The sequence below is a fragment of the Providencia sp. 6390 genome, assembly GCF_058148425.1.
Genome location: NZ_JBYVYL010000001.1, coordinates 697,472 through 721,268, shown reverse-complemented (window position 1 = coordinate 721,268; position 23,797 = coordinate 697,472). Strand labels below are relative to the sequence as shown.

Genomic DNA, 23,797 nt, shown 5'->3' with positions numbered 1-23,797 from the left:
ATAAGTAGCTACCACGGCTCCCCAATAAACATAAAAACCACCCACTTCATAACGCAACAACGTGGGTGGCCCTTGAAATAAGTTTTATACCTGATGAGTGATCCGTGAACGATCTTTCGCTTTAAACATCATAAAACCAACAAACACACTGATGCAGGCTAAAAATAGAATACTGGTATCCGTTACTCCGAGTCCAATACCTCCATTGCTTGGTGATTGAGAAAGTAAATCCCCCAATGAAGCCCCTAGAGGACGGGTCAAAATATAAGCTAACCAAAAGCACAGAACTGCATTTACTTTAAATCCATAATGCATCAGTGCCACAACCGCAATGATTGCCCCAAATACCACAGCAGAAAGTCCATACCCTAGCTGTAAACCTTCAGAGAACCAATCACCTGCCGCAGTACCAAGAGCAAATGTGGTTAAAATTGCCAGCCAATAAAATGCTTCTCTTTTCGGTGTATCTATTTGATCAATTGAAAGTGTTTTCTCTTGTGAATACCACCATGCAAAGACACACACTAACGCCACAGTAAAAATGCTGGTTGATAAGGCTAATGAAACATTAAAGTGATCGGTCAGATTATCAGTAATTAAAGTACCAAACACACTCACCAACAAAACAGTCAACCAATACCACAGTGGCTTATAGCTTTTTTGGGTCATTTGAAAAAACAAGACACACGCCAACAATAACCCAGTAATAATCGAAGTACCTGTTAAACCTAGATTTAAATTTACATTCAGATAGTCTGCTGCGGTTTCTCCGACAGTGGTAGACATCATTTTTACCAGCCAGAAAACTAACGTGACTTCTGGCACTTTATTTAGCCATTTTACCTCGTTAGAATGCAATAAATTCCCCATGACGGTCTCCTTATCCACCGATTATTAGGCGGCTAATATGATTAAATTAGGAGTATTGTTGAATTCAATTTGATTGAAGCAGGTCAATTATGGCCTGCTTCTGATATGGATTATTGGGTATAAGATTCAAATTATCTGTTATTCAGTGATAATTTTACCGCTAGTCGCATCAACCTTAGTTGTTTCTAATTTCGAACCAACCAATGTTTCTACTTTATAGTAACTTTGGCCATTTTTGGTTTTCAAATCCGCTTCTTTCACTTTACCTTTAGACTGTATTTCTACAGTTGCAATAGCCTGCTCTAATGTGATTGCTGTTTTCGGTTTTACTTCGTCTTTTTTCTCTTTGTCACTCTCTTTTTCAACTTTGCTAGTCAAAATTTGTCCCGTCTTAGCGTCGACGTTCACTTTGTTTTTTTGGTTATCAGCGATAACCTCTACAGAATAGTAAAGCTGACCATTTTTATCTTTAAAATCGATTTCACTCGCATAGCTATTAGCGAATTTTGCCGTAGCCGTTTTAATTGCATCGGTTGCTGTTACACTACTTTGCTGAAAAGCTGTCATTTCCGTAGCTTGGTGATTACTTGCATATGCTCCTAAACTTGCAGTCATGATAGAAGCAGTTAATAAACCAATTACTGTTTTTTTGAGCATAGTCATGATGTCATTCCTCATTGTTCATCGTAGGTGGGGAGCAACTGCGTTCAGTTTCCCCCCGATGACTGACATCTTATAGTGCAATTATTAGCGCAGAATTAGCGTAAAAGAATTTTTTAAATACTATTTTTCTGGCTCAAAACTATCGTTACCAGCAACCCTGAATTGAAATGAACACTGTCTGATAAGGTAATTTTTCCATCATAGTATTCAGCAATAGTATTAGCGATTGACATCCCTAATCCTGAGCCGAGTGAACTATGTTGATTGACTCGATAAAAAGGATCGAAAACACGTTCTTTTTGTTCATCAGATATACCGATACCATTGTCTTCAATAATAATTATTATCTGCCCATCACACTGAGAAGCTGACAAGTCAATTTGCCCACCTGTAGGTGTATAACGGATCGCATTATCCGTCAGTGTTTTAATAAGTGTGTATATTTCAAATTCACTTGCCACCATGGTGACTTCCTCTATTGAAGTAGCCCCTAGATCTTGCTCTTTACTTTCAGCAAGTGGCCACAAATCAGTGATCACCTGCGAAAAGATCCGGCTAATAGCCACAGGTTGCAATGTCAGCGTTTTATCACGATTTTGAATACGCGCTAATGATAATAACTGATCAAGTAAATTACGATTCCGCTGTATACCTTCTCTTAGCTCAATAAACTGAGGTAATCCTTTATCACTACCTAATTGTTGCCCCAAACGTTCTGCTTGAATTGACAATGCGGTCATTGGGCTACGCAATTCGTGAGCCGCATCCGCAATGAATCGTTTTTGTTGCTGCACCATGGTTTCAATACGGCTCAATAAACGATTTATTTCAACTAAAAAGCCTTTAAACTCCAGAGGAACATCATTCGTAGCAAGTGGTGTTAAATCTTGGGCTTGACGTATTTCAACTTGGCCTGATAACAACTTTATCGGTCGCAATGCACTTTGGATTAACAAAAACATCAAAATTGCAGTCAGTGGTATTAAAATTAATAATGGCATCGCGCTATCCCATGCTGAATGCTTCGCCATTAGATCTCGATATTCATTTTCCTGGCTAACAATGATTCGCCCTTGTGGCATGTTTTTGATAAATACCCGATAGCTATCACCATTGTATTCAATCGTTGATAGACCACTAGGTAAGTTATTAGTAAGCGGTAAATCAATCACATCAGGGTAATTAGAGTTTTGTACAAAAATACGCGCTTCATTATCACTATCAGGTAAATTATGAGGTACAGTAACCGGCGATTGATAAGCAGCTATCTGCTGTAACAAGTCATCTTGTAGTTTTTCGGTTTCTTTATAGGTGTAGCGAAAAGCTAAAAATGCGGCAATCACGGTAATAAGCACCGACATGATAGCAAATGAAAATATTAACTTGCCCTGAATTGAGTTTTGAAAAGGAATACGCATTTTAATTATCGCCCTGTTTGTTGGGGATCAGCCAGCCTACTCCACGCACATTTTTGATATGTTCTTTACCGACTTTTTTGCGCAATCCATGGATGAGAAAATCTATCGCATTACTTTCTACCTCTTCTCCCCAAGCATAGATTTTATCTTCCAGATCACTGCGTGAATGAATAATACCCGGTCTCGTTATCAACGCTTGTAATACTGCAAACTCACGTTGGCTTAACACAATTGGCTCAGCTTTCCCAATAACCTCAACCTGATAGGTTTCAGGATCTAACGTGAGAACACCATTACTAGGTTTCAAGCTTGCCTGTGCATGGTGACGTCTTAAAACAGCTCTGACCCTTGCTAGCAACTCAGACATATCAAATGGCTTGACCATATAGTCGTCCGCCCCACCATCGAGACCTGATAAACGGCTCTGTAAGTCATCTCTCGCCGTGATAATAATCACTGGCGTATTGTTATGCTGTTCGCGTAGCCGTTTTAATATCGACAGCCCATCTTGCTTAGGTAAACCTAAATCAAGTAATACGACATCATAAGGTTGCCCACTCAGCGCAGCTTCAACTGTAGCACCACTATCAACCCAATCAACGGCATAGCAGGCATCCTTTAAATAACCCTCAATGGCTGCCGCAATCATGCGGTCATCTTCCACCAATAAAATTCGCATAATCACTCCATGACACTACATCAAAATAGACCGAATAGCACATAGAGTAATCAATAATCAGCAAAGAGCGTAGCTATTTCATTTAAGGAAGAGTGTATTCAGGAATTAGCCGACTTTAAAACCCGGTTTCCCTTGCTGCGCTATCCATTCTTTCACCTCTTGAACAATCCCTTCAGGGGTATCCGGTCTGTTTTTATTTGGGTAATAAATTAAGTCCGAACCAGATGGATGTTCACTAAGTCTTTCAAACTCAAAAATATTTTCAACATTTTCCTCTTCTGTTGTGTTTTCCACATTAAATAGCTTCTTAACAAAGATAAGAAATTCAGCCTCAGTATAATCAGAAATATTATTTTTCTCGTTCATTCTACTTACCTTTATGGATATTAATATGCCGTTTCGGTGTTACTATTCTCATATTGTCAATATCGTAAACTCCACCGCCTTCACTAATAGGAGTCTCATGATGAATTTCATACTTAACTCTCTTTCCTGAATGTCCACTTTCAGGAGTTCCAGGCGCTTTTCCTCGGTTTATATTTCTTTTATTTCTATTATTAAACTGTTTTTTTAGCTTTAGAGGTAATAAAAGAAATAAATTAGAGTTGATCATTAGGCGGCAAAAATGATTTTTACGCCTTCTGGCATAGAAAATCACTGAAAGAGATTATTTGGAAATAGAATGAAACAGAAAAAAGCCCAAAATCTTGTCATTTAAGCTTTTGTATTATAGGAAAAAAGAGGCATCGCGAGTAATCAGTATAACTTACCTCTTATCGAGAGAAAGAGGCAAGTTATTGGAATTAATCTTGATTTTGCGGTTTCAATGTTGCCAACATCTCACCTTGAAACATAGACTTGAGCTCCTGCTTACTTTTCATGGTGATTTGCCCATCCGTACCAATTGTCATATGTTCTGGTGAATGGTTATTTCTCGATTGCCATAACATCACCATTTGGAGGCTGTGCTCTTTTTGCTCAGGTGATAATGCTACGCCATCAGGCCACTTGCCGAGTTCCACAGCGGTAACCAAACGCTGATAAATTTCGGGGGTCATCACAGAGAGCAATTGTTCTAATTGCTCAGGTTCTAACTCAACGCTCACGTTGTTACTCCTTCAATTGATGCAGCTAGCAAAAACTGGCCAAGCTGAATCGATATTGCTCTTATTATTTTAAAATGTCAGCTAACTTCAGCACCCTATCCGCGGGTCTTTTCGCCAGTTTGCTCATCGATAAAGCTTAATGATGCTGAATTAATGCAGTAACGCTGTCCTGTCGGCTGCGGACCATCTGGAAAAACATGTCCTAAATGAGCATTACAATTTTGGCAACGTACTTCTATTCGATGCATACCATGAGAAAAGTCTTCGATATATTTAATGGCATCTTCACTAACAGGTTGATAAAAGCTAGGCCAGCCACATCCTGCATCAAATTTTGTTTCTGACTGAAATAAGGGTGCACCACAACATAAGCATTCATATACACCATCTTTACGGTTATGCAATAAAGTTCCCGTAAAAGGCCGTTCAGTGCCAGCTTGTTGAGTGACATATTGCTGAATATCATTTAGCTCCGATAGATCAATCGGTTGCTTGTCTTTATCTGTCATAGAAAATCCAAATACTGAAAGATTGAAGGTACTAAGCTAATAATACACCAATTTAACGCAACAAAAAATTAACAACGAAATCAGTAAATCTATTCTAAACTAATTAACATGGTGCTTTGTATTTTGATTTGTGACCGATTTCACATATATCACTGATGGCAGGTTTCATTATGCCGCACAATCCCGATAATACGTGCGGATGTATTTGCCTCTAAAGTGGCTGACAAGTAAGCAATTAGTGCGACTAGTTTTGATTTTTTTCAATAATTGACACGATTCCGCTTGACGGCTGGCAAGGTTTTGGTAACTTTAACTACAACTTAATTCACGAATAAATAGCTGGTGGAAATACTATGACTATCAAAGTAGGTATTAATGGTTTTGGTCGTATTGGCCGTATCGTTTTCCGTGCTGCACAAGAGCGTTCTGATATTGAAATCGTTGCGATCAACGATCTACTCGATGCAGACTATATGGCTTACATGCTGAAATATGACTCTACTCACGGTCGTTTCAACGGTACTGTTGAAGTTAAAGATGGTCACCTAGTTGTAAATGGCAAAAAAATTCGCGTTACTGCAGAGAAAGATCCTGCAAACCTGAAGTGGAACGAAGTTGGTGTTGACGTTGTTGCTGAAGCAACGGGTATCTTCTTAACTGATGAGACTGCACGTAAACACATCCAAGCAGGCGCGAAAAAAGTTGTTCTGACTGGTCCTTCTAAAGACGACACGCCAATGTTCGTTATGGGTGTTAACCATAAGAGCTATGCAGGTCAAGAAATCGTTTCAAACGCTTCTTGTACAACTAACTGCCTGGCACCTCTGGCTAAAGTTATCAATGACAAATTCGGTATCGTTGAAGGTCTGATGACAACCGTTCACGCGACAACCGCAACTCAAAAAACCGTTGATGGTCCTTCTCACAAAGACTGGCGTGGTGGTCGTGGTGCTGCTCAAAACATCATCCCATCTTCAACTGGTGCTGCTAAAGCTGTAGGTAAAGTTATTCCTGAGCTGAATGGCAAACTGACTGGTATGTCTTTCCGTGTTCCTACTCCAAACGTTTCAGTTGTTGACTTAACTGTTCGTATGGAAAAACCAGCAACTTACGCTCAAATCTGTGACGCTATCAAAGAAGCTGCTGCAGGCGAGTTGAAAGGTGTTCTGGGCTACACTGAAGATGACGTTGTATCAACTGATTTCAACGGCGAAAAACTGACTTCAGTATTTGATGCTAAAGCAGGTATCGCACTGAACGACAACTTTGTAAAACTGGTTTCTTGGTATGACAACGAAACAGGTTATTCAAACAAAGTTCTTGACCTGATCGCTCACATCTCTAAATAAGAGCTGTTAACGTATTTAGGTAAGTTAGAGCCGCCAATTTGGCGGCTCTTTTGTTTATTTTTCTCTTAAAAATTATCATTATGCAGTTATGCATCATGACTGTCCCTACAACTTCTGCTAACCTACTTGTATCCACTGTTCTATTATTACAGGCCAATAATTATGCATGATAAACTCTTTGCTCTACCGGTTATTAAGCAACTTTCAGCCTACATCAGTCAACGCCAGCTAGATGAACTCCCACTAATCATTGTTTCTCACCCTAAAGTACGTGGTGCTGTTAGCATTCAAGGAGCACAGTTGATTGATTGGCAGCCTCATGGGCAAAAACCTTGCCTTTGGCTTAGCAGTGAAAGCGCCTTTAAAACAGGTACAGCAATTCGTGGCGGCATTCCAATTTGTTGGCCTTGGTTTGGTCCTGTAGCTAGCCCTAGTCATGGTTTTGCGCGTATTTTGCCATGGCAATTCACAGCGCATAATGAACATGAAGATGGCGTGATCCTTACTTTCACCCTCACTGATACCGAATATACGCGCAAACTTTGGCCGCATGAATTTACACTGATATTACGCATGAAGCTTGGCGAAACTTGTGAAATTGAATTAGAAAGCTATGGTGATTTTGAAACAACCGCAGCAATGCACACTTATCTTAATATTGGTGACATACAGAAAACCACGGTCTATGGCTTAGGCGGGCACTACTTCGATAAGGTTGCTGATCGTGAAGTTTATGAGGACAAACCACTAAAAATTAATACTCAGACTGACCGAATCTATTCAGAGCCTGAAGAGTATAGCCTGATCCGTGATGATAGCTGGTCACGAACTATTGAAATCCACCACTATCATAATTCAGATGTCGTATGCTGGAATCCGTGGGCAGAATTGTCATGCAGTATGCAAGATATGCCAAATAATGGTTATAAGCAGATGGTGTGCGTTGAAACAGCTCGCATAAATAAACCCATGAAGAGCGAAAATCAAAGCCCTGCTCGCCTCTCACTTGTGATGATGTCACGAGACAATAAACCACAAGAGTAGTTAATACAAATAAAAAACCCCAAAAGCACATACCACTTTTGGGGCTTATTTATGCATTGCTATTTAGCAATTAGAAGGTGTATGTCACACCACTCCAAACTATCGCAGATACTGATTTGTTAACCATTGGGCTATCTTTAACTTCACTTGGTAAACGGTCAACTCGGCCCATAGCAAATGCGCTCCAATTATCAGTAAACTTATAATTACCTGACAACTCTAAATATGGACTCCAACTATCACCAGGGCGATAGCGTGCTAAACCACTATTACGCGATTCTTTTGAAGAAACACCATACTCATAGCGATTTTGGTTTTCACTATCCCATTTGATACCCACGCCTGGTACTAATGACCATTTGTCGCCATGAAAACCATACAGATATGCAACTTCAGCACGTAAACCATTACTGATACCTAAGATATCACCAGAAGCAACTGTTCTGATAGTACCCCAATCCGCTTTATGTTTATAAGTAAAACCACCCATGACAGTATCACGACGGCGATTTAATTGGCGCATGTCATGATCGTCATTGTCTTTAGGTTTAAAAAATTGTGGATAATAATAAGCATCAATTGACAGTTGATCGGCTTGATCATTCCATAGGTAATAACCTGCCGCTAACGTGTGGAAGTAGAAGTTTTCACTGTCATAACTAACAATAGGTACAGGGGTGACATAATCTTTCGATTTAATACCTTTATATGGCGTTGACTGTGCCAAAACAGAACCACCAACTGACCATGTGCCTGCAACCGCAACGGAAGATATTAAACCTAGAGCAACAGCAAGTGATGTTAATTTAATTGTCTTAGACATATAAAACCTGAAATATTAAGAGATTGATCAATAAAGTGCATCATACATTGATGCGGACCTTAGCCAAAATACTAGCACAGCCGATCACATTTTTAGCTAAATTTATAGCCGTGTCTAATAATTGTTTTTAGAATTATTCACATCTCATATAAAACAGGCACTCTTTTCGCTAAAGCACACATCAATTCATATCCAATTGTTCCTGCTGCTTGGGCAACATCATCAATGGGCAGGTTTTGTCCCCACAGTTCAACGTCATCGCCAATATTTACATCAATACACTCACTCACATCAATAGTTAACATATCCATTGAAACCGCACCCAATAATGCACAACGTTTGCCATTCAACCAAACAGGGGTTCCCGTTGGTGCATGACGAGGGTATCCATCTGCATAACCACAAGCCACAGTTGCAATTTTCATCGGCTGAGATGCAGTAAATTTACTGCCATAACCAATCGATTCACCAGCCTCAATATGATGTATGCCTATAATTTGTGATCTAAGAGTCATGGTTGCCCGTAAGTCTTTATCAGCAATATCCTGCCATTTACCACTCGGTGATGCCCCATACAATATTACCCCTGAACGGACCCAATCATAGTGTGTTTCAGGATGCCATAATGTTGCCCCTGAATTAGCAATACAAACAGAATAATTGTGATCAATAAACGGTTTGAATCTCTGATGCGGTAGTTCTGTACCCGTCGCCAGATCTGAATTTGCAAAATGCGTCATTAACGTGATATTACCTACATTAGGCATTAACGATAGCCGTTTCACCACCTCTGCGTACTCATCGGGCTCAAAACCTAAACGATTCATTCCACTATTTAGTTTAACGTACACTGAAATAGGTGCTGTGAAGAGCGTATTTTCTATCGCATCCAATTGCCACTCACTATGAACGGATGTGGTTAACTGGTATTGATCAATAACCTTGAGATCATCGGGCTGAAAAAAACCTTCTAACAATAGAATAGGGCCTGTCCATCCTTCTTCACGTAATAATATGGCTTCATGTAAATCAAGAATGGCAAACCCATCTGTTGATGACAACGCTTTCCATACATATTTAATGCTGTGCCCATAAGCATCGGCCTTCATCACTGACCATATTTTAGAGGCCCCCGCATGTTCTCGGGTAATAGATAAATTATGCGTAAAATTTCGCAGATGGATCACCGCACTAATTGGGCGTGGCATATTTATTCCTTATTTTTAATTATTTTAATCGCTTTAGCCCATAGCTCAGCGCGCAGGCGATAAATGACCGCGTGGTGTTAATTTTGTATTAAAACCATCAATATATCTATGCACAGAAAGATCATCAGAAGCGATGTCTGGTTTATTGCCAGAGATAAGATCAGCCAATAATTTGCCAGATCCGCATGCCATCGTCCAACCTAACGTGCCATGCCCTGTATTCAAATATAAATTTGTATATTCGGTAGGCCCAACAATCGGTGTTCCATCCGGGGTCATAGGGCGTAGCCCCGTCCAAAATGTGGCCTGAGCGATATCGCCGCCGCCCTGATAAAGATCTTGCACCACCATTTTAAGCGTTTCACAACGTTTTTTCAGTATATCTAGATTAAAACCAACCACTTCAGCCATTCCACCAACTCGAATACGATCGTCAAATCGAGTCACTGCGATTTTGTAGGTTTCATCTAATATCGTTGAGATTGGCGCTCTTTGAACATCAATAATCGGCATGGTTAACGAGTAGCCTTTCAGAGGATAAACTGGGATCTTAACTAAATTATGTAATAATTCTGTCGAATATGACCCCATCGCAACCACATAGCGGTCAGCTTGCATAATGCTACCATCACAACGAACACCACTGACTTTGTTACCATCAGTTAAAATTTGTTCAATGTGGCAACCAAATTGGAATTTAACGCCAGCCTCTTGGGCCAATTTCGCAAGTTTTTTAGTGAATTGTTGGCAATCCCCAGTTTCATCATTAGGTAAACGCAACCCGCCGGTTAACTTATGCTTTACATACTCAAGTGCTGGCTCAGCCTTTGATAATTCATTAGCCGTTAACAACTCGTATGGGACACCTTCTTGTTTTAAAACAGCAATATCATTGGCGGCACTTTCAAACTGTTTTTCCGTTCTAAACAGTTGTAAGGTGCCACCTTGACGACCTTCATAACAAATACCTGTATCTGTTCGAAGTTGCCGAATACAGTCACGGCTATACTCAGCGATGCGCACCATACGGCTCTTATTCATCGCATAATGCTGAATATCGCAGTTTTTGAGCATTTGCCACATCCAACGCAATTGGAACAAAGTGCCATCCGGCCTAATCGCTAATGGGGCGTGCTTTTCGAACATCCATTTAACCGCTTTAAGGGGAATGCCCGGCGCTCCCCACGGTGTTGCATAACCAGGGGATATTTGCCCTGCATTACCAGCACTGGTTTCTTCAGCCACATCCATCTGCCGCTCTAAGACAATAACTTCATGTCCTTCCTGAGCCAAATACCAAGCTGTGGTGACACCAATAACGCCTGCACCTAATATTAAAACTTTCATGCTCCCCCCTGCTGCGCCTTTGCTCAAATATTTTCAATTAGAATAATATTCTAGAATTTATTTTCCAATATGGTTAATTAACACTTTTAACAATACAGATAATAAATCCATTTATCTTCACATTTTATTTACATTGCAGACAAATACTCTAAAGAGGCTTTTTTAGCCAAATATTTAAATTTCTTATTTTTCATTATAATAAGATAGAAAATAACTTTTGAATTATTTTTAATAACAAAAAATTCAGCATTTTATACTTTAAACTAGAAATATTATATCGCTAATTATTTTTAACCATATTTAACAGAATTAAAAATACTATTTTTTTATCTCTTTAAATTATGATGGCATAGATTTTTTGACTATTTCATCGACTTAGTCATCTTCATAATGAAATAAAATAACAAAATCATCTTATTCGTTAATTAAAACTGAAGGTATAGCCATGATTAAAAACAAAAAATTATTTACAGTATCTATCATTTTATTTTTATCTACAGGGATGTGTCTTGCCGATGAACTTTGTAGTTCACTCCCCGCCCTCAAAACACAAGCTAATGATAAAGGAGATACTATCTGTTTCAGCACTCGCCCTATTCCTGTATGCCTCAGCCCTGCCATCGTCGTAGACAGCCATCTAGTAAATGTTGATTACCATTGTTTGCTTAAAGCCGAGCATCCGCTTCCCGATGGCCATGATTGGACTGATAGAGTTGATTTGGAACTATCAAATAAGAGAGTAGATTATTCAGATACTATGGTTGCTGCTGATTCTTGCACGTGTCCCAATAATTAACGACGAGCCGCTAACCCTTTTTAACGCTTAAAAAACAAAAAACCAGCCGTAAAAATTATCAGCTGGTTTAATTGGTGATAGAGTGATTCGAGTTTAGCGAACGTGTGCCAAGTCGTTAGGCATATTACTTTGCATACTATGCCAAATGGTGCCACTTTCCTTACCATAATTTCTGACACATTCCATAATACGGTCATAGGCTTGTTCACGACACAAATTAGCCAGTTGCTGATAAAAATTCAGCGCTAAACGCCTCGCATCTGGGTTAGAGAAGTAATAACGGCCTACCCTTGTGTAGAGCCCCTTAAGGCCATTAATAATCAATCCATAAATTGGGTTACCTGAAGCAAAAGCTAGCCCCCTAAAAATGTTATAATCTAAGGCGCTAAATGCATCGGCGTTATCATCCACTTTTTCACGCTCAGCCAACACTTCTAAAGATTTTTCTGGGTTTTGGCGAAATGCTGTACGGATAAAAATCGCAGCAATATTAGTACGTACAGCGAGTAGATTATCGATTAATTGTGGTACGCGATCATGGTCTAACCTTGCTAAGGTTTCTAAAATATTCAGACCTGATGTTTCCCAATAGTTGTTAACCTTAGTAGGCTTACCATGCTGGATAGTTAGCCACCCGTCACGCGCTAAACGTTGTAAAACTTCACGTAACGTCGTACGAGTCACACCAATGAGCTCTGAAAGTTCCCGTTCAGCAGGTAAAATCGACCCCGGTGGAAAGCGATTGTTCCAGATACTTTCAATAATATACTCTTCCGCAAAACCTGCAGGACTTTGAGCTTTTATAACCATATTTTTATTATTCCAAACATTTTCAGACGGATTATTGTAGAGATCATACCAGATTGTCGTAAATTGAGATAGTTTGGCAGTGCATAAACAGTGAATTGAATCATAAAACCCTCACATAATTAACATATTATCTATTAGTGATGAGACTTAATTTATGCGCAAGATAAGAGTAGTATGTGAATTTACTGTACAATACATCCAATAAGAGGAAAACAACCCATAATGGATTTTAGTTTAAAAAGAGCTTTCTTGAAGAATTTTTTAGGAAACTCACCCGATTGGTATAAGCTTGCAATAATCGCGTTTTTAATCATTAACCCACTAATATTTTATTTTGTTAGTCCCTTTATCGCAGGGTGGTTACTGGTTGTAGAATTTATCTTTACACTTGCCATGGCTCTCAAATGTTATCCACTACAACCCGGCGGGTTATTAGCAATTGAAGCTGTCATCATTGGCATGACAACCCCAAAACAAATCTCTCATGAGATCAGTAACAATTTGGAGGTCATACTACTACTGATATTTATGGTAGCTGGTATCTATTTTATGAAGCAGCTCTTGCTGTTTGCCTTCACCAAACTGTTACTGAATATCCGCTCAAAACGCACTTTATCATTAGCCTTTTGTCTGGCAAGCGCATTTCTATCCGCATTTTTAGACGCACTGACCGTTATTGCCGTTGTTATCAGTGTCTCAATAGGTTTCTATTCTATTTATCATCAGTATGCCTCCAGCCAACACAGCAATACTGATTTATTAAATGACAGCTTTATCGATACGACTGAGAAAAAACAAACCTTAGAACAGTTTCGTGGTTTCTTACGTAGTTTAATGATGCATGCTGGGGTTGGTACTGCTTTAGGCGGTGTTATGACAATGGTCGGTGAACCACAAAACCTGATTATAGCCAAACACGTTGATTGGGATTTTGTGACCTTTTTTATTCGTATGGCTCCTGTCACATTACCTGTGCTTATCTGTGGCTTACTAGTCTGTTTTACCGTTGAGAAATTTAAGCTTTTTGGTTACGGGACTGAGTTACCCCCCACTGTGCGACAAGTACTTACTGAGCATGACAGAAAAAATGGCGCCAAAAGGACACAAAAAGAAAAAGCTCAACTTATTATTCAGGGCCTAATCGGTGTTTGGCTAGTGGTAGCTCTGGCTTTCCATCTCGCTGAAGTCGGTATTATCGGTTTATCTGTGATTATATTAGCGACCGCTTTTTGCGGTATTACAGAAGAACATGCTCTAGGTAAAGCATTTGAAGAGGCACTACCTTTCACCGCTCTACTCACGGTATTTTTCTCTGTGGTTGCAGTCATTATTGATCAGCAGTTATTTACACCGTTTATTCAATTTGTTTTACAGTCTTCAGAATCTTCACAGCTATCGCTTTTCTATTTATTTAACGGCTTGCTTTCTGCCGTCTCAGATAATGTTTTCGTGGGCACTGTTTATATTACAGAAGCCATGAACGCCGCTAACGAAGGTTTGATCTCCCATAATCAATATGAATTATTAGCTGTAGCAATAAACACAGGAACTAATCTTCCTTCTGTTGCTACACCAAATGGGCAAGCAGCCTTCCTATTCTTACTCACTTCTGCTCTATCACCACTTATACGCCTCTCTTATGGACGTATGGTTTGGATGGCATTACCTTATACTGTTGTTATGACGATTGTAGGGCTACTCGGTGTTGAATTTTGGTTAGTTCCTGCTACCCACTGGTTTGAAAGCGTAGGCTGGATCAGCTTACCTTAATAAGTTCCTTTCTGCAGAGCCATTTAATAATTCATTTAAATGGCTCTTTTATTTTCAAATCATTAGTCGAATTTGTAATGTTACGTAAAGCCTTATCTAAAATCGCATAATTATCCACTCACACCTTTTTTTGTGTGACAGATGAGGGCAAAATGTGCGCACCATTAATTTAGGGAAGTAAAGTATGTTCAGATTCTTTAACTACTGCTCACAAGGACGAGGCGCATGGCTGTTAATGGCCTTTATTGCCTTTATGCTCGAATGTGCAGCTCTCTATTTTCAGCACATTATGAAACTGCAACCTTGTGTCATGTGCATTTATGAGCGCGTTGCATTGTTTGGTATTATGATTGCCGGCCTAGTTGGTGCAATTGCACCACGAAATATTATGTTACGTTGGGTTGCTATCATAATTTGGATTTACGCTGCATGGCGTGGCTTAGAGCTTGCTTGGGAGCATACAATGTTGCAACTCTACCCATCGCCTTTTGCATCCTGTGACTTCTTTGTGAATTTCCCTGATTGGCTACCATTAAATGAGTGGGCACCAGCAGTATTTGAAGCAACGGGTGACTGCGCAGTTAGGCAGTGGGATTTCTTAGGGCTTGATATGCCACAATGGCTGATTGGTGTTTACGGTGTTTATCTCTTAGTGGCTATCATTGTCGCAATAAGCCAATTCTTCCCATCACGTCAAAAAATATAAGTTTCATATAGTGATATAAAACAAAGCCCATCATTGATGGGCTTCAGACTGCAGACAAACGTATTTTGTTTGTCTGCAGTCGTTAAGGTTTTTGAAATAAACGAGGAAAATCAATTTATTGATTTTCGGCTCATTGCACGAAGTGGGAAAAACCACGCTTTTATCCCGCTTCGTCAACAACCTAAAGCCCATCATTGATGGGCTTTATTATTCGATTCAATTTGATGAATTAAATACAGGCACCATTGAGGATCACATCAGCAGCACAACGTTTACCGTTTGCAAACTGACAAACCGCCGTTTTTCCACCATTTAATTCTAAATTTAGTGCAGGAAGCCCACCAGCAGAAACACAAGCTTCTTGCACTCCAGGCCCTAAGTTAACCACTTGTTGAGCATATTCAGAAGCTGAGTGATCAACCTGCACCATTCTCAGTGATTCAGAACTTCCACAACCAGCTAAAATAAGTACTGCGCTACTAATCAGACCGCTGACTAATGTAGACTTAAGCAGACTACTGATTTTTTGATTCATCCTAATCTCCACTCATATTGGCTTCTGTTCCCTGAATCAGTGAGCACTGCTTTTCGAAAACAGATTGATGACTAAAACACCAACTATAATTAATAGCATACCAATAATTGCAGGTAAATCGAGCTTCTGTTGATAAATATATATCGCAGCCACTGAAACCAACACAATACCTAATCCAGACCAAATCGCATAGGCAATGCCTAATGGCATAACTTTAACTACTTGCGACAATCCCCAAAAAGAAACACCATAACCAATAATGACAATTAAGGATGGCCAAAAGCGACTAAAACCATCAGATGCCTTTAATGTTGTTGTCGCAATAACTTCTGCAATAATTGACATCAATAAAAAACCTAGTCCTTTCATTGCCTATCCTTACTATTTGAAATAATTAAAATATCACGAAATTTAGCACAGTTATTGTTGACTGTAACGCATTCACAATAAAAAACCCTGCGATAAAATAGTTTCTATCACAGGGTTATCAAATCGAATGCATTAATACTAATGAGTAACAGATGAGGTTTGTAGCTTATCGCTAAATGAGACGCTATAGCGTCTAAAAATAAAGGCACACCATATTAACGAAATGACTCCAAATACAGCACCAACATAGCCAATATTGGTCATGCCCATATGAACAATAACTTGGTTACCCAGTAAAGCTCCCCCACCAATACCAATATTAAAGATCCCTGAATAAATTGCCATAGCTAAGTCTGTTGCATCAGGCGCTAAATCAATTACTTTTACCTGCATGCCTAAACCAACGCACATAATCGCCATTCCCCAAAAAATACTTAAAATAATTAATGGGCCTACATGGCTGCTAATTGGCATCAGCAACAACAAACAAATTGTCAAAATCGCTATTGCCATTGGTAAAAATGATAATGCATATTTGCCACTGTAACGGCTAAATATTACGCTTCCAACAATACCTGCAGCACCAAAAATAAGTAATAATAAAGTGGCAAAATTTTGGCTTTGCAACGCAACTTCACGAACAAACGGTTCAATATAACTGTATGCAGCGAAATGCGCAGTCACAACAATCACAGTCAAAACGAATAACCCCACCAAGGCTGGTCGTTTAAAAATAACTGGCAAACTTTTTAAAGATCCTGAATGCTCACTTGGCAATTTTGGCAAAAAGCGGATCAATGCAATCATTGTAAACAGGGCAATAGCCCCAATACATAAAAAAGTGACTCGCCAACCGAGGAATTGGCCAATAACGCGACCAATAGGTAAACCTAAAACTGTTGCCAGAGCAGTTCCTGTTGCCAATAAACCAAGCGCTTGAGCCTTCTTACCGGCAGGTGCGACACGGATAGCCAGTGATGCAGTTATCGACCAAAAAACGGCATGAGAAAGTGCAATTCCAATCCTTGCAACAATTAATACATCAAAACTCCAAGCAAAACCTGAAAGAATGTGGCTAAGTACAAAGACAACAAATAATAATGTTAATAATTTACGGCGCTCAATTTTGCCCGTTAAAAGCATTAGTGGAAGCGACATAATAGCAACAACCCAAGCGTAGATGGTGATCATTAACCCTGTGTGAGCCACTGTTATATCAAAACTGGCCGCGATATCACTGAGTAATGCGACAGGTACAAATTCCGTTGTATTGAAAACAAATGCGGCGACTGCTAGTGCCACAACTCGGATCCAAGCTGTTTTTCTAGAAACCTGTGTCATTGTTTTTACTTAAGCCTTTATTTGTGTTAGCAACAAATTACCGCTTCTCAGTGAATGATTAGCGCGAAAAAATAAATATTGAATTTGAACTGAATTGGACATCACTTCACCGTAAGAAAATGAAGCAATGAATTTATGTGAATAATATCACATTTTTTTCACTCTTTTAAAGCCATTCCTCATAAGAGGCTCAGTAAACTACTATTGCGTTTCTAATCAATCTAACCTCATCTATAATCTCATGAGCTGTTAAACCAATAGGCCCAATACCTTGTTTAACTAACCCATCGGCTGCTTTACCATGTATCCAAACCCCACTACGAGTAGCTTCTTCAATCGGTATTCCTTGTGCTAGTAAGCTACCAATAATGCCAGATAAAACATCACCACTCCCCGCTGTCGCCAAACCACTATTACCTGTCTGATTACACCATGTTTGTTGTTCAGGGCTAGAGATCACCGTATTGTGCCCTTTTAATACAACCCAACAACCATAGCGCTGACTCAATTTTTGCGCTGAAGCACAACGATCGGTTTGAATTTCTTCTACTGTTGTTTGTAATAATTTTGATGCCTCTTTAGGGTGTGGCGTTAAAACAGTTTGTGAGGTAAGTTTTACAACTTGCGGCCATTGAGACAGAATATTTAAACCATCAGCATCAATTAACACGGGTTTATTCTGCTTGATCACGAATAACATTTTATTCATTAATGATTGCGCATCTTCTGAAACGCCTAATCCACAACCAATGACCCATGCTGTAGCAAAACTATCATTAATTAAGGAAGTTGCCTCTCTTAGCATTAATTCGGGAGCATTTTCTATCAAACTTAGAGCTAGAGGCTGTTGATTAAAACCAACAATCACTTTACCACAACCACTTTTTAATGCAGCCATCCCTGCAAGTACACAAGCACCTGTCATTCCGGCACTACTGCCAATAATATTTAACGTGCCAAAAGTTCCTTTATGACTTTGCTCAGGTCTAGGTTGTACTAATGATGGGAATTGCTGGGCTATCCATTGTTTTTCTTGTGAAGTTAACATTATCGACTCCTTCTAAAAATCTTTTGTTATCTTTTAAGAGCGAAGTTATGCGGCATTCAATAATTTTTCTATGCTATAATTCTAACAAATCTATGAATTATTAAAGGATATATTTAATGAAAACACATTTTCCTACCCAGCCAGATGTTAATGAACTTGCCGCTGAGATTACTTGTATAAAAAATTTACTGGCTCATATGCTTAAAGCTATCGGCCAAGCAGATGCAGGTAAAATTATCATTAAAATGGAGCGTGAAATTGCATCGATGGAAGATGAAAAACAAGCAGAAACCTATCGTAATACGCTTGAGCAGATCAAAGCCGGCTACCGTCAATAGATTATTTTAACGATAAATGCTATTTAAGAGGCTTGGTTACCCAGTCATACTTAAAACTGCACAAATAACTAAATATCATGTTTTGAAATAATCTATCTTTGTTCTCGAATTAAACCATTCTTTATTCATTTAGCTCCCCCTTCAGATTTCTATGAAGGGGGCTTTTTTTTCCTAAATTAGGCTTTCACTTTGCCATCATAAATATCTTGGCAATGCTGAATATAGCTTTCTAATGTCTCACCTGACTGCTTATTTTGCATTCTTTGTTCTTCAAAAGCCCAGACTTTAAAGTTCTGACCTAAATTCGCGCCTGACATCCCTACTTCTTTATACATACGATGGTAGAGCCCCTTCGGAGACTGGTAAATTTCAAATTTAAATGGCACTAAGCGTGCTGGGTTCTCGACAGTCGCAAATTCGTTGCCAAAAACCAAAGTTTTTACAAGTATATCCATTTTAAATCCTTAATATTTATAAAGGTCTACATTCGTTACGACATTTCACTTAGAGAATACACTATTTCGATTTGTATTAAATTAATCTTAGCTATTAATTTTCAATACAAATAAAAAAACCCATGATGAGAATCAAATCACCATGGGTCTGTTTTAAAGTGTTTAGTCGAACTATTTTAAATACTCACCTGAACGTAGCGCTTCAATACGCTTATCTAACGGAGGGTGAGACAGAAATAACTCATTAAATGCTTTACCACGCCCATTAATACAAAATGCCATTAAACGGCCTTCTTCTTGTGGTTCATAGCTAGTCTTCAAACGTTGTAGAGCAGCAATCATTTTTTCTTTACCAACCAGTTTTGCTGATCCTGCATCTGCATGGAATTCACGATAACGTGAGAACCACATAGTAATAATACTCGCTAAAATACCAAAGACGATTTCTAGCACCATTGAAACGGCAAAGTAAACCATTGGGTTGCCATTACTACTTTCACTTTCATCATTGTTGTTAGACATAAAGCCTGACACGAGTTGTGCAATGATACGTGAAATAAAAATAACGAATGTATTAACAATACCCTGTAATAGCGTCATAGTCACCATATCACCATTCGCAATATGGCTAATCTCATGCGCGATAACCGCTTCAGCCTCATCACGGCTCATGTTTTCAAGTAAACCAGTACTCACAGCCACTAATGAAGCATCACGACGAGCACCCGTTGCAAACGCATTAATGTCAGGTGCATGGTATATAGCAACTTGTGGCATTTGGATGCCCACTTGCTGCGCTTGGCGACTTACCGTGTCTACCAGCCATTGCTCTGCTTGATTACGTGGAGTTTCAATCACTTCCCCGCCCACTGACTTCAGTGCCATCCATTTAGACATTAACAATGAAATGAATGCACCACCAAAACCAAACAGGCCAGCCATGATCATTAGACCCTGGACACTACTCCCTCTAATGCCTGTTAAGCTTAAAATTATCCCAAACACAAACATAACCGCCAAGTTTGTGAGTAAGAATAAGGCTATTCGCATCATATTTTTTGTTCCCTAGGTAAAAATAATTATCACGAAGAATTTACTGTATAAATAAGGTTTTTTCGTATTTTTTCAAGTGTCTTAACACGAAAAAACCAAAAATTAACATAACTTTACATATGCTATAAAAAAGGCCAGCTTTGCTGGCCTTTATATTAATCTATTGTTTAACCAAATTATTTTTTATTAGACAATAAATTTGTTTCAGGGTGAGCAAGATCAATTGCAATTTTAACTGTTTCGTCTAAATATGGGTCTGGCCCTTCATAATCTTTAGGTAAATCATCGATAGATTTCAATAATGGCTTACCTTCTTTTGCATTACGCTCATTGATACGTTTCAATTTAGTTGCTTCAAGCTCATTGTCTTCTTTCAAGCGCTGCGCATAATTTAGCGAGATAAGGTTTTTACTGGCTTTATTCGCTTTATAACGAGCGATGTCCTCATCAATATACTTAAACTCAGTATCTTGACTAATACGCGCTAAGTGCTTGGTTTTCAAATCAGACAAATCTGCCGTTACATCACCATCTTTAGTATAATTTGCAGGAGGGATGCTATCCCATGGTAATGCATTATCTTCAAAGCTTTCCCCTGTTTCAGCAGGATCTTGCCCTGTTGGCATGACGATATCAGGCGTAACACCTTTACGCTGTGTGCTACCGCCATCAACACGATAGAATTTCTGGATCGTATATTGAACAGAGCCAAGTGCTGGCCAATCAGGCTTCAACATCTGATCATAAACACGGCTTAAGCTTCTGTGTTGCTGAACTGTTCCTTTACCGAAAGTAGGCTCACCAACAATCAGTGCACGACCATAATCCTGCATTGCGGCTGCAAAAATTTCAGATGCAGATGCGCTAAAGCGGTCAACAAGGACAACTAATGGCCCTTTATAGTAAACGACATCATCATCATCAGCATCTTGACGCACCTGACCATTATTATCACGAACTTGAACAATTGGCCCTTTAGGAATAAATAATCCTGACAATGATACAGCTTCAGTTAGTGCTCCACCGCCATTACCACGAAGATCAATGATCAATGCGGAAACATTATCTTTTGCCATTTTTTGCAATTGAGTTTTGACATCATTGGTTAAACCCACATAGAAGCCGGGGATATCTAATACCGCAACTTTCTCTTTGCCAATATTTTTGATCGTTAACTTAACCGCCCTATCTTCTAAACGAATCTGTTCACGAACTATAGTGACAATATGTGGTTTAGCTCCTTTAGTATCTGACAAGACCTCTAAGCGAACTTTACTGCCTTTTGGCCCTTTGATCAGTGCAACCACATCATCTAAGCGCCAACCAACAACATCCACCATCGGTTTACCAGTTTGGCCAACCCCAATGATTTTATCACCCACTTTTAATTCTTTACTCTTTGCCGCGGGACCACCAGCAACTAATGAATTAATAACAGTGTTTTCATCATCCTGCTGCAAAACAGCCCCAATCCCCTCTAATGATAAACTCATTTCAGAGTTAAATTGCTCGGTATTACGGGGAGAAAGGTAGCTAGTATGAGGGTCAATTTCGCGAGCAAACGAATTCATGATCAATTGGAATACGTCTTCACTTTGCCCTTGTGTTAGACGTCTCAACGCGAAGTTATAACGCTTCGTCAATTTTTCCTTGATTTCTTTGTCATCTTTACCCGATAGCTTTAAGTTCAACCAATCGTATCTAACTTTTTGATCCCAAAGCCTATCTAGTTCTTGTTTATCTTTCGGCCAAGGCATTTTACTACGATCGACTTCGATTGAGTCAGTAGTATCAAAATTCATTGGCTGATCTAAACGAGCTAACGCATATTCAAAACGTTCAAAACGTCTTTTTTGCGAAAGGTTGTACAGGTCATAGAACTTATCGAGCTTTCCTTCCTCTAACCATTCTCCTGCATTCGCTTTATCTTTCGCATATGCATCGACGTCAGATTGAAGTAAAACATTGTGGCCGTAATCCAACATATTTAGATAACGGTCAAAAATTTTACCCGAAAAATCTTTATCCAAATCAAACTGGCGATAGTGAGAACGGGTGAACCTTGAAGTTACCCTTTCACTGACCGTTCCATGCTGAGTATCCTGTTTGATTACAGGCAACTGAGCAACAGTGGCCGGGGCCACTGCTTGAGGATCCGCAATTGCACTACCAAAAGTGGTAACACTAACAACGAATGCAATTTTTAAAAGTTTGTTCATGCCCTGATTGACCTCCGTATCAGAACTTTAAATGTTCCGCGCGCACAATCATTGCCATTCCTGTTGGCAATTGAACCCTGACACCATCTTTCGCTATTTCCAGCACAGACGCGTCCATCAGGCTAGTACCAACTTTCACTTTCAACATCTGGCCGACTTGAAGTGCGTTAATATCAGTGACTGATTTCAGTTTTTGTTCTGGAGCAGCTGCACCGTTACGGCGCTGAGGCTTAGTCGAGGAGCTCTGTGGGCGTTCTTTATTTTCTGACTGGCGATGGCGTGGCGCATTTTCTTTAACTGCTGCCGGATTGCGAGCGGGCTTATCACCTGCTTTCTTGGCCACTGGGCGTTTTTGCGCTTTTTGCTCTGCACGTTGCGCTTGAACCCGAGCTTTTGCCTCAGTCAATTGTTGACGTGCATGCGTGATATGCTCCGCCTCTAATTCACCACAATCATTACCATCTAAGTCAACGCGTTTTGCGCCTTCTTTAACACCGTAGAGATAACGCCAGCTAGAGGTATACATACGTAATGCAGAACGCAATTGCGTTTTGCTGATACCATCCTCTTCTGTTAAGCGCCCTACGATATCTTGAAAAATTCCGACTTTTAACGGACGTGCTTCGCCTTCAGCAATAAAACAGCGTGGAAAACGCTCTGCTAAAAATGCGATAACTTCTTTACTACTATTCAACTTAGGTTGATTTTCCATGAAATTTCCTGATAACAACGATTTTGCCAACCAGCACGGGCATGAACAAGCCGACATTATAATAGCGTTGCAGACAATTGCCACGTTCCTATTAAGTTAACATACCAATATTTAGTGATAATTTGGCATCGAACACATTGCCAAATGTTGACACAACTGGCTTACAAGGTGTTTTAACCCATTTTCATCATTTTGGTCGAATTGATTGAAGTTTGGGCTATCGATATCCAGTACGCCTAAAACCTGACCATTTACTTCCAAAGGAAGCACAATTTCAGCGTTACTTGCCGTATCACAAGCGATATGACCTGGGAAAGCATGCACATCATCAACACGCTGTATTTTATTTTGGCTATATGCTGTACCGCAAACACCTTTGCCAAAAGGTATTCTGACACAAGCTATCTTTCCTTGAAAAGGACCAAGAACTAACTCTTGCCCATTTTTCAGGTAAAAACCAACCCAATTAACACCCGCTAAATGCTCATACAACAATGCACTCGCATTTGCCAAACTTGCGATTAAATCATACTCACCCGCAAGAAGTGCAGATAAACTATCTGAAAGTTCGTGGTAATACTTGTTTTTATCCATAAAATTTTCTTGTAATAATCAAATAACGCAATAAA

At 39.5% G+C, this 23,797-nt stretch carries 27 protein-coding genes; 6 read left to right on the top strand and 21 right to left on the bottom strand.

The features are described from left to right. Positions 1-84: 84 nt before the first annotated feature. The 8 genes from AC3Z9T_RS03545 to msrB all read right to left on the bottom strand — a co-directional run bounded on the left by AC3Z9T_RS03545 (position 85) and on the right by msrB (position 5,245). Entirely contained in the window at positions 85-870 is a 786-nt protein-coding gene (locus AC3Z9T_RS03545; RefSeq protein ID WP_490124817.1) for a COG4705 family protein, read from the bottom strand. Positions 871-1,008: 138 nt separating this feature from the next. Further along, on the bottom strand, positions 1,009-1,533 hold the full coding sequence (locus AC3Z9T_RS03540; RefSeq protein ID WP_490124816.1) for a PepSY domain-containing protein: 525 nt from the start codon (positions 1,531-1,533) through the stop codon (positions 1,009-1,011). A gap of 113 nt (positions 1,534-1,646) precedes the next feature. Then, positions 1,647-2,951, bottom strand: a complete 1,305-nt coding sequence (locus tag AC3Z9T_RS03535; RefSeq protein ID WP_490124815.1) for an ATP-binding protein — start codon at positions 2,949-2,951, stop codon at positions 1,647-1,649. Position 2,952: 1 nt separating this feature from the next. Continuing rightward, on the bottom strand, positions 2,953-3,630 hold the full coding sequence (locus AC3Z9T_RS03530; RefSeq protein ID WP_490124814.1) for a response regulator transcription factor: 678 nt from the start codon (positions 3,628-3,630) through the stop codon (positions 2,953-2,955). A 105-nt stretch (positions 3,631-3,735) separates the two neighbouring features. Then, complete coding sequence (locus AC3Z9T_RS03525) at positions 3,736-3,996, bottom strand: bacteriocin immunity protein (protein ID WP_490124813.1); 261 nt, start codon at positions 3,994-3,996, stop codon at positions 3,736-3,738. A gap of 1 nt (position 3,997) precedes the next feature. Beyond that, positions 3,998-4,243 (bottom strand): HNH endonuclease signature motif containing protein, encoded by a 246-nt coding sequence (locus tag AC3Z9T_RS03520; protein WP_490124812.1) that lies wholly within the window; start codon positions 4,241-4,243, stop codon positions 3,998-4,000. A 190-nt stretch (positions 4,244-4,433) separates the two neighbouring features. Further along, positions 4,434-4,736: a YeaC family protein gene (locus AC3Z9T_RS03515; RefSeq protein WP_490124811.1), complete on the bottom strand. Its 303-nt coding sequence runs from the start codon at positions 4,734-4,736 to the stop codon at positions 4,434-4,436. Positions 4,737-4,831: 95 nt separating this feature from the next. Beyond that, complete coding sequence (gene msrB / locus AC3Z9T_RS03510) at positions 4,832-5,245, bottom strand: peptide-methionine (R)-S-oxide reductase MsrB (RefSeq protein ID WP_490124810.1); 414 nt, start codon at positions 5,243-5,245, stop codon at positions 4,832-4,834. A gap of 353 nt (positions 5,246-5,598) precedes the next feature. Here msrB and gapA point away from each other — a divergent pair, with 353 nt between their 5' ends. Continuing rightward, complete coding sequence (gene gapA / locus AC3Z9T_RS03505) at positions 5,599-6,594, top strand: glyceraldehyde-3-phosphate dehydrogenase (RefSeq protein WP_070928208.1); 996 nt, start codon at positions 5,599-5,601, stop codon at positions 6,592-6,594. Positions 6,595-6,756: 162 nt separating this feature from the next. Further along, entirely contained in the window at positions 6,757-7,638 is an 882-nt protein-coding gene (locus AC3Z9T_RS03500; protein WP_490124809.1) for a D-hexose-6-phosphate mutarotase, read from the top strand. A 70-nt stretch (positions 7,639-7,708) separates the two neighbouring features. Here the strand turns inward: AC3Z9T_RS03500 and AC3Z9T_RS03495 are convergent, their stop codons facing one another. The 3 genes from AC3Z9T_RS03495 to AC3Z9T_RS03485 form a co-directional block, all read right to left on the bottom strand. After that, the gene (locus AC3Z9T_RS03495; protein WP_490124808.1) at positions 7,709-8,461 is read right to left on the bottom strand and encodes a MipA/OmpV family protein; all 753 of its coding nucleotides are present in this window, start codon (positions 8,459-8,461) and stop codon (positions 7,709-7,711) included. A 137-nt stretch (positions 8,462-8,598) separates the two neighbouring features. Further along, the gene (alr, locus tag AC3Z9T_RS03490; protein ID WP_490124807.1) at positions 8,599-9,669 is read right to left on the bottom strand and encodes an alanine racemase; all 1,071 of its coding nucleotides are present in this window, start codon (positions 9,667-9,669) and stop codon (positions 8,599-8,601) included. Positions 9,670-9,714: 45 nt separating this feature from the next. After that, positions 9,715-11,016 carry a D-amino acid dehydrogenase gene (locus AC3Z9T_RS03485; RefSeq protein WP_490124806.1) on the bottom strand — a complete coding sequence of 434 codons (1,302 nt, stop codon included), beginning with the start codon at positions 11,014-11,016 and terminating at the stop codon, positions 9,715-9,717. Positions 11,017-11,461: 445 nt separating this feature from the next. Here AC3Z9T_RS03485 and AC3Z9T_RS03480 point away from each other — a divergent pair, with 445 nt between their 5' ends. After that, a complete protein-coding gene (locus AC3Z9T_RS03480) occupies positions 11,462-11,812 on the top strand; it encodes a hypothetical protein (protein WP_490124805.1) in 351 nt (116 codons plus the stop codon). Positions 11,813-11,905: 93 nt separating this feature from the next. Here the strand turns inward: AC3Z9T_RS03480 and fadR are convergent, their stop codons facing one another. After that, positions 11,906-12,622 (bottom strand): fatty acid metabolism transcriptional regulator FadR, encoded by a 717-nt coding sequence (fadR, locus tag AC3Z9T_RS03475; RefSeq protein ID WP_490124804.1) that lies wholly within the window; start codon positions 12,620-12,622, stop codon positions 11,906-11,908. Between the two features lie 222 nt (positions 12,623-12,844). Here fadR and nhaB point away from each other — a divergent pair, with 222 nt between their 5' ends. Then, entirely contained in the window at positions 12,845-14,392 is a 1,548-nt protein-coding gene (nhaB, locus tag AC3Z9T_RS03470; RefSeq protein ID WP_490124803.1) for a sodium/proton antiporter NhaB, read from the top strand. A gap of 184 nt (positions 14,393-14,576) precedes the next feature. After that, positions 14,577-15,098 carry a disulfide bond formation protein DsbB gene (gene dsbB, locus AC3Z9T_RS03465; RefSeq protein WP_490124802.1) on the top strand — a complete coding sequence of 174 codons (522 nt, stop codon included), beginning with the start codon at positions 14,577-14,579 and terminating at the stop codon, positions 15,096-15,098. A gap of 229 nt (positions 15,099-15,327) precedes the next feature. Here the strand turns inward: dsbB and AC3Z9T_RS03460 are convergent, their stop codons facing one another. The 4 genes from AC3Z9T_RS03460 to AC3Z9T_RS03445 all read right to left on the bottom strand — a co-directional run bounded on the left by AC3Z9T_RS03460 (position 15,328) and on the right by AC3Z9T_RS03445 (position 18,391). Further along, the gene (locus tag AC3Z9T_RS03460; RefSeq protein WP_490124801.1) at positions 15,328-15,633 is read right to left on the bottom strand and encodes a DUF333 domain-containing protein; all 306 of its coding nucleotides are present in this window, start codon (positions 15,631-15,633) and stop codon (positions 15,328-15,330) included. A 36-nt stretch (positions 15,634-15,669) separates the two neighbouring features. Continuing rightward, positions 15,670-16,002 (bottom strand): DMT family transporter, encoded by a 333-nt coding sequence (locus tag AC3Z9T_RS03455; protein WP_490124800.1) that lies wholly within the window; start codon positions 16,000-16,002, stop codon positions 15,670-15,672. A gap of 138 nt (positions 16,003-16,140) precedes the next feature. Then, entirely contained in the window at positions 16,141-17,343 is a 1,203-nt protein-coding gene (locus AC3Z9T_RS03450; RefSeq protein WP_490124799.1) for a sugar transporter, read from the bottom strand. A 190-nt stretch (positions 17,344-17,533) separates the two neighbouring features. After that, on the bottom strand, positions 17,534-18,391 hold the full coding sequence (locus tag AC3Z9T_RS03445; protein WP_490124798.1) for an NAD(P)H-hydrate dehydratase: 858 nt from the start codon (positions 18,389-18,391) through the stop codon (positions 17,534-17,536). A 116-nt stretch (positions 18,392-18,507) separates the two neighbouring features. Between AC3Z9T_RS03445 and AC3Z9T_RS03440 the strand changes: the two genes are divergently transcribed. Beyond that, entirely contained in the window at positions 18,508-18,729 is a 222-nt protein-coding gene (locus tag AC3Z9T_RS03440) for a DUF2594 family protein (protein WP_490124797.1), read from the top strand. A 176-nt stretch (positions 18,730-18,905) separates the two neighbouring features. On the opposite strand, the gene AC3Z9T_RS03435 is transcribed toward AC3Z9T_RS03440, so the two are convergent. The 5 genes from AC3Z9T_RS03435 to AC3Z9T_RS03415 all read right to left on the bottom strand — a co-directional run bounded on the left by AC3Z9T_RS03435 (position 18,906) and on the right by AC3Z9T_RS03415 (position 23,762). After that, entirely contained in the window at positions 18,906-19,184 is a 279-nt protein-coding gene (locus tag AC3Z9T_RS03435) for a hypothetical protein (RefSeq protein ID WP_490124796.1), read from the bottom strand. A gap of 171 nt (positions 19,185-19,355) precedes the next feature. Beyond that, entirely contained in the window at positions 19,356-20,237 is an 882-nt protein-coding gene (htpX, locus tag AC3Z9T_RS03430) for a protease HtpX (RefSeq protein ID WP_490124795.1), read from the bottom strand. Between the two features lie 176 nt (positions 20,238-20,413). Continuing rightward, positions 20,414-22,456 (bottom strand): carboxy terminal-processing peptidase, encoded by a 2,043-nt coding sequence (prc, locus tag AC3Z9T_RS03425; protein WP_490124794.1) that lies wholly within the window; start codon positions 22,454-22,456, stop codon positions 20,414-20,416. Positions 22,457-22,475: 19 nt separating this feature from the next. Next, positions 22,476-23,168: an RNA chaperone ProQ gene (gene proQ / locus AC3Z9T_RS03420; RefSeq protein WP_490124793.1), complete on the bottom strand. Its 693-nt coding sequence runs from the start codon at positions 23,166-23,168 to the stop codon at positions 22,476-22,478. A gap of 111 nt (positions 23,169-23,279) precedes the next feature. Further along, on the bottom strand, positions 23,280-23,762 hold the full coding sequence (locus AC3Z9T_RS03415; RefSeq protein ID WP_490124792.1) for a GAF domain-containing protein: 483 nt from the start codon (positions 23,760-23,762) through the stop codon (positions 23,280-23,282). Positions 23,763-23,797 lie beyond the last annotated feature (35 nt).

Bases quoted from the DNA above. Each gene is read 5' to 3' on its own strand.
- AC3Z9T_RS03545 (WP_490124817.1), bottom strand. From the start codon at position 870: ATGGGGAATTTATTGCATTCTAACGAGGTAAAATGGCTAAATAAAGTG.
- AC3Z9T_RS03540 (WP_490124816.1), bottom strand. From the start codon at position 1,533: ATGACTATGCTCAAAAAAACAGTAATTGGTTTATTAACTGCTTCTATC.
- AC3Z9T_RS03535 (WP_490124815.1), bottom strand. From the start codon at position 2,951: ATGCGTATTCCTTTTCAAAACTCAATTCAGGGCAAGTTAATATTTTCA.
- AC3Z9T_RS03530 (WP_490124814.1), bottom strand. From the start codon at position 3,630: ATGCGAATTTTATTGGTGGAAGATGACCGCATGATTGCGGCAGCCATT.
- AC3Z9T_RS03525 (WP_490124813.1), bottom strand. From the start codon at position 3,996: ATGAACGAGAAAAATAATATTTCTGATTATACTGAGGCTGAATTTCTT.
- AC3Z9T_RS03520 (WP_490124812.1), bottom strand. From the start codon at position 4,243: ATGATCAACTCTAATTTATTTCTTTTATTACCTCTAAAGCTAAAAAAA.
- msrB (WP_490124810.1), bottom strand. From the start codon at position 5,245: ATGACAGATAAAGACAAGCAACCGATTGATCTATCGGAGCTAAATGAT.
- gapA (WP_070928208.1), top strand. From the start codon at position 5,599: ATGACTATCAAAGTAGGTATTAATGGTTTTGGTCGTATTGGCCGTATC.
- AC3Z9T_RS03500 (WP_490124809.1), top strand. From the start codon at position 6,757: ATGCATGATAAACTCTTTGCTCTACCGGTTATTAAGCAACTTTCAGCC.
- AC3Z9T_RS03495 (WP_490124808.1), bottom strand. From the start codon at position 8,461: ATGTCTAAGACAATTAAATTAACATCACTTGCTGTTGCTCTAGGTTTA.
- alr (WP_490124807.1), bottom strand. From the start codon at position 9,669: ATGCCACGCCCAATTAGTGCGGTGATCCATCTGCGAAATTTTACGCAT.
- AC3Z9T_RS03485 (WP_490124806.1), bottom strand. From the start codon at position 11,016: ATGAAAGTTTTAATATTAGGTGCAGGCGTTATTGGTGTCACCACAGCT.
- AC3Z9T_RS03480 (WP_490124805.1), top strand. From the start codon at position 11,462: ATGATTAAAAACAAAAAATTATTTACAGTATCTATCATTTTATTTTTA.
- fadR (WP_490124804.1), bottom strand. From the start codon at position 12,622: ATGGTTATAAAAGCTCAAAGTCCTGCAGGTTTTGCGGAAGAGTATATT.
- nhaB (WP_490124803.1), top strand. From the start codon at position 12,845: ATGGATTTTAGTTTAAAAAGAGCTTTCTTGAAGAATTTTTTAGGAAAC.
- dsbB (WP_490124802.1), top strand. From the start codon at position 14,577: ATGTTCAGATTCTTTAACTACTGCTCACAAGGACGAGGCGCATGGCTG.
- AC3Z9T_RS03460 (WP_490124801.1), bottom strand. From the start codon at position 15,633: ATGAATCAAAAAATCAGTAGTCTGCTTAAGTCTACATTAGTCAGCGGT.
- AC3Z9T_RS03455 (WP_490124800.1), bottom strand. From the start codon at position 16,002: ATGAAAGGACTAGGTTTTTTATTGATGTCAATTATTGCAGAAGTTATT.
- AC3Z9T_RS03450 (WP_490124799.1), bottom strand. From the start codon at position 17,343: ATGACACAGGTTTCTAGAAAAACAGCTTGGATCCGAGTTGTGGCACTA.
- AC3Z9T_RS03445 (WP_490124798.1), bottom strand. From the start codon at position 18,391: ATGTTAACTTCACAAGAAAAACAATGGATAGCCCAGCAATTCCCATCA.
- AC3Z9T_RS03440 (WP_490124797.1), top strand. From the start codon at position 18,508: ATGAAAACACATTTTCCTACCCAGCCAGATGTTAATGAACTTGCCGCT.
- AC3Z9T_RS03435 (WP_490124796.1), bottom strand. From the start codon at position 19,184: ATGGATATACTTGTAAAAACTTTGGTTTTTGGCAACGAATTTGCGACT.
- htpX (WP_490124795.1), bottom strand. From the start codon at position 20,237: ATGATGCGAATAGCCTTATTCTTACTCACAAACTTGGCGGTTATGTTT.
- prc (WP_490124794.1), bottom strand. From the start codon at position 22,456: ATGAACAAACTTTTAAAAATTGCATTCGTTGTTAGTGTTACCACTTTT.
- proQ (WP_490124793.1), bottom strand. From the start codon at position 23,168: ATGGAAAATCAACCTAAGTTGAATAGTAGTAAAGAAGTTATCGCATTT.
- AC3Z9T_RS03415 (WP_490124792.1), bottom strand. From the start codon at position 23,762: ATGGATAAAAACAAGTATTACCACGAACTTTCAGATAGTTTATCTGCA.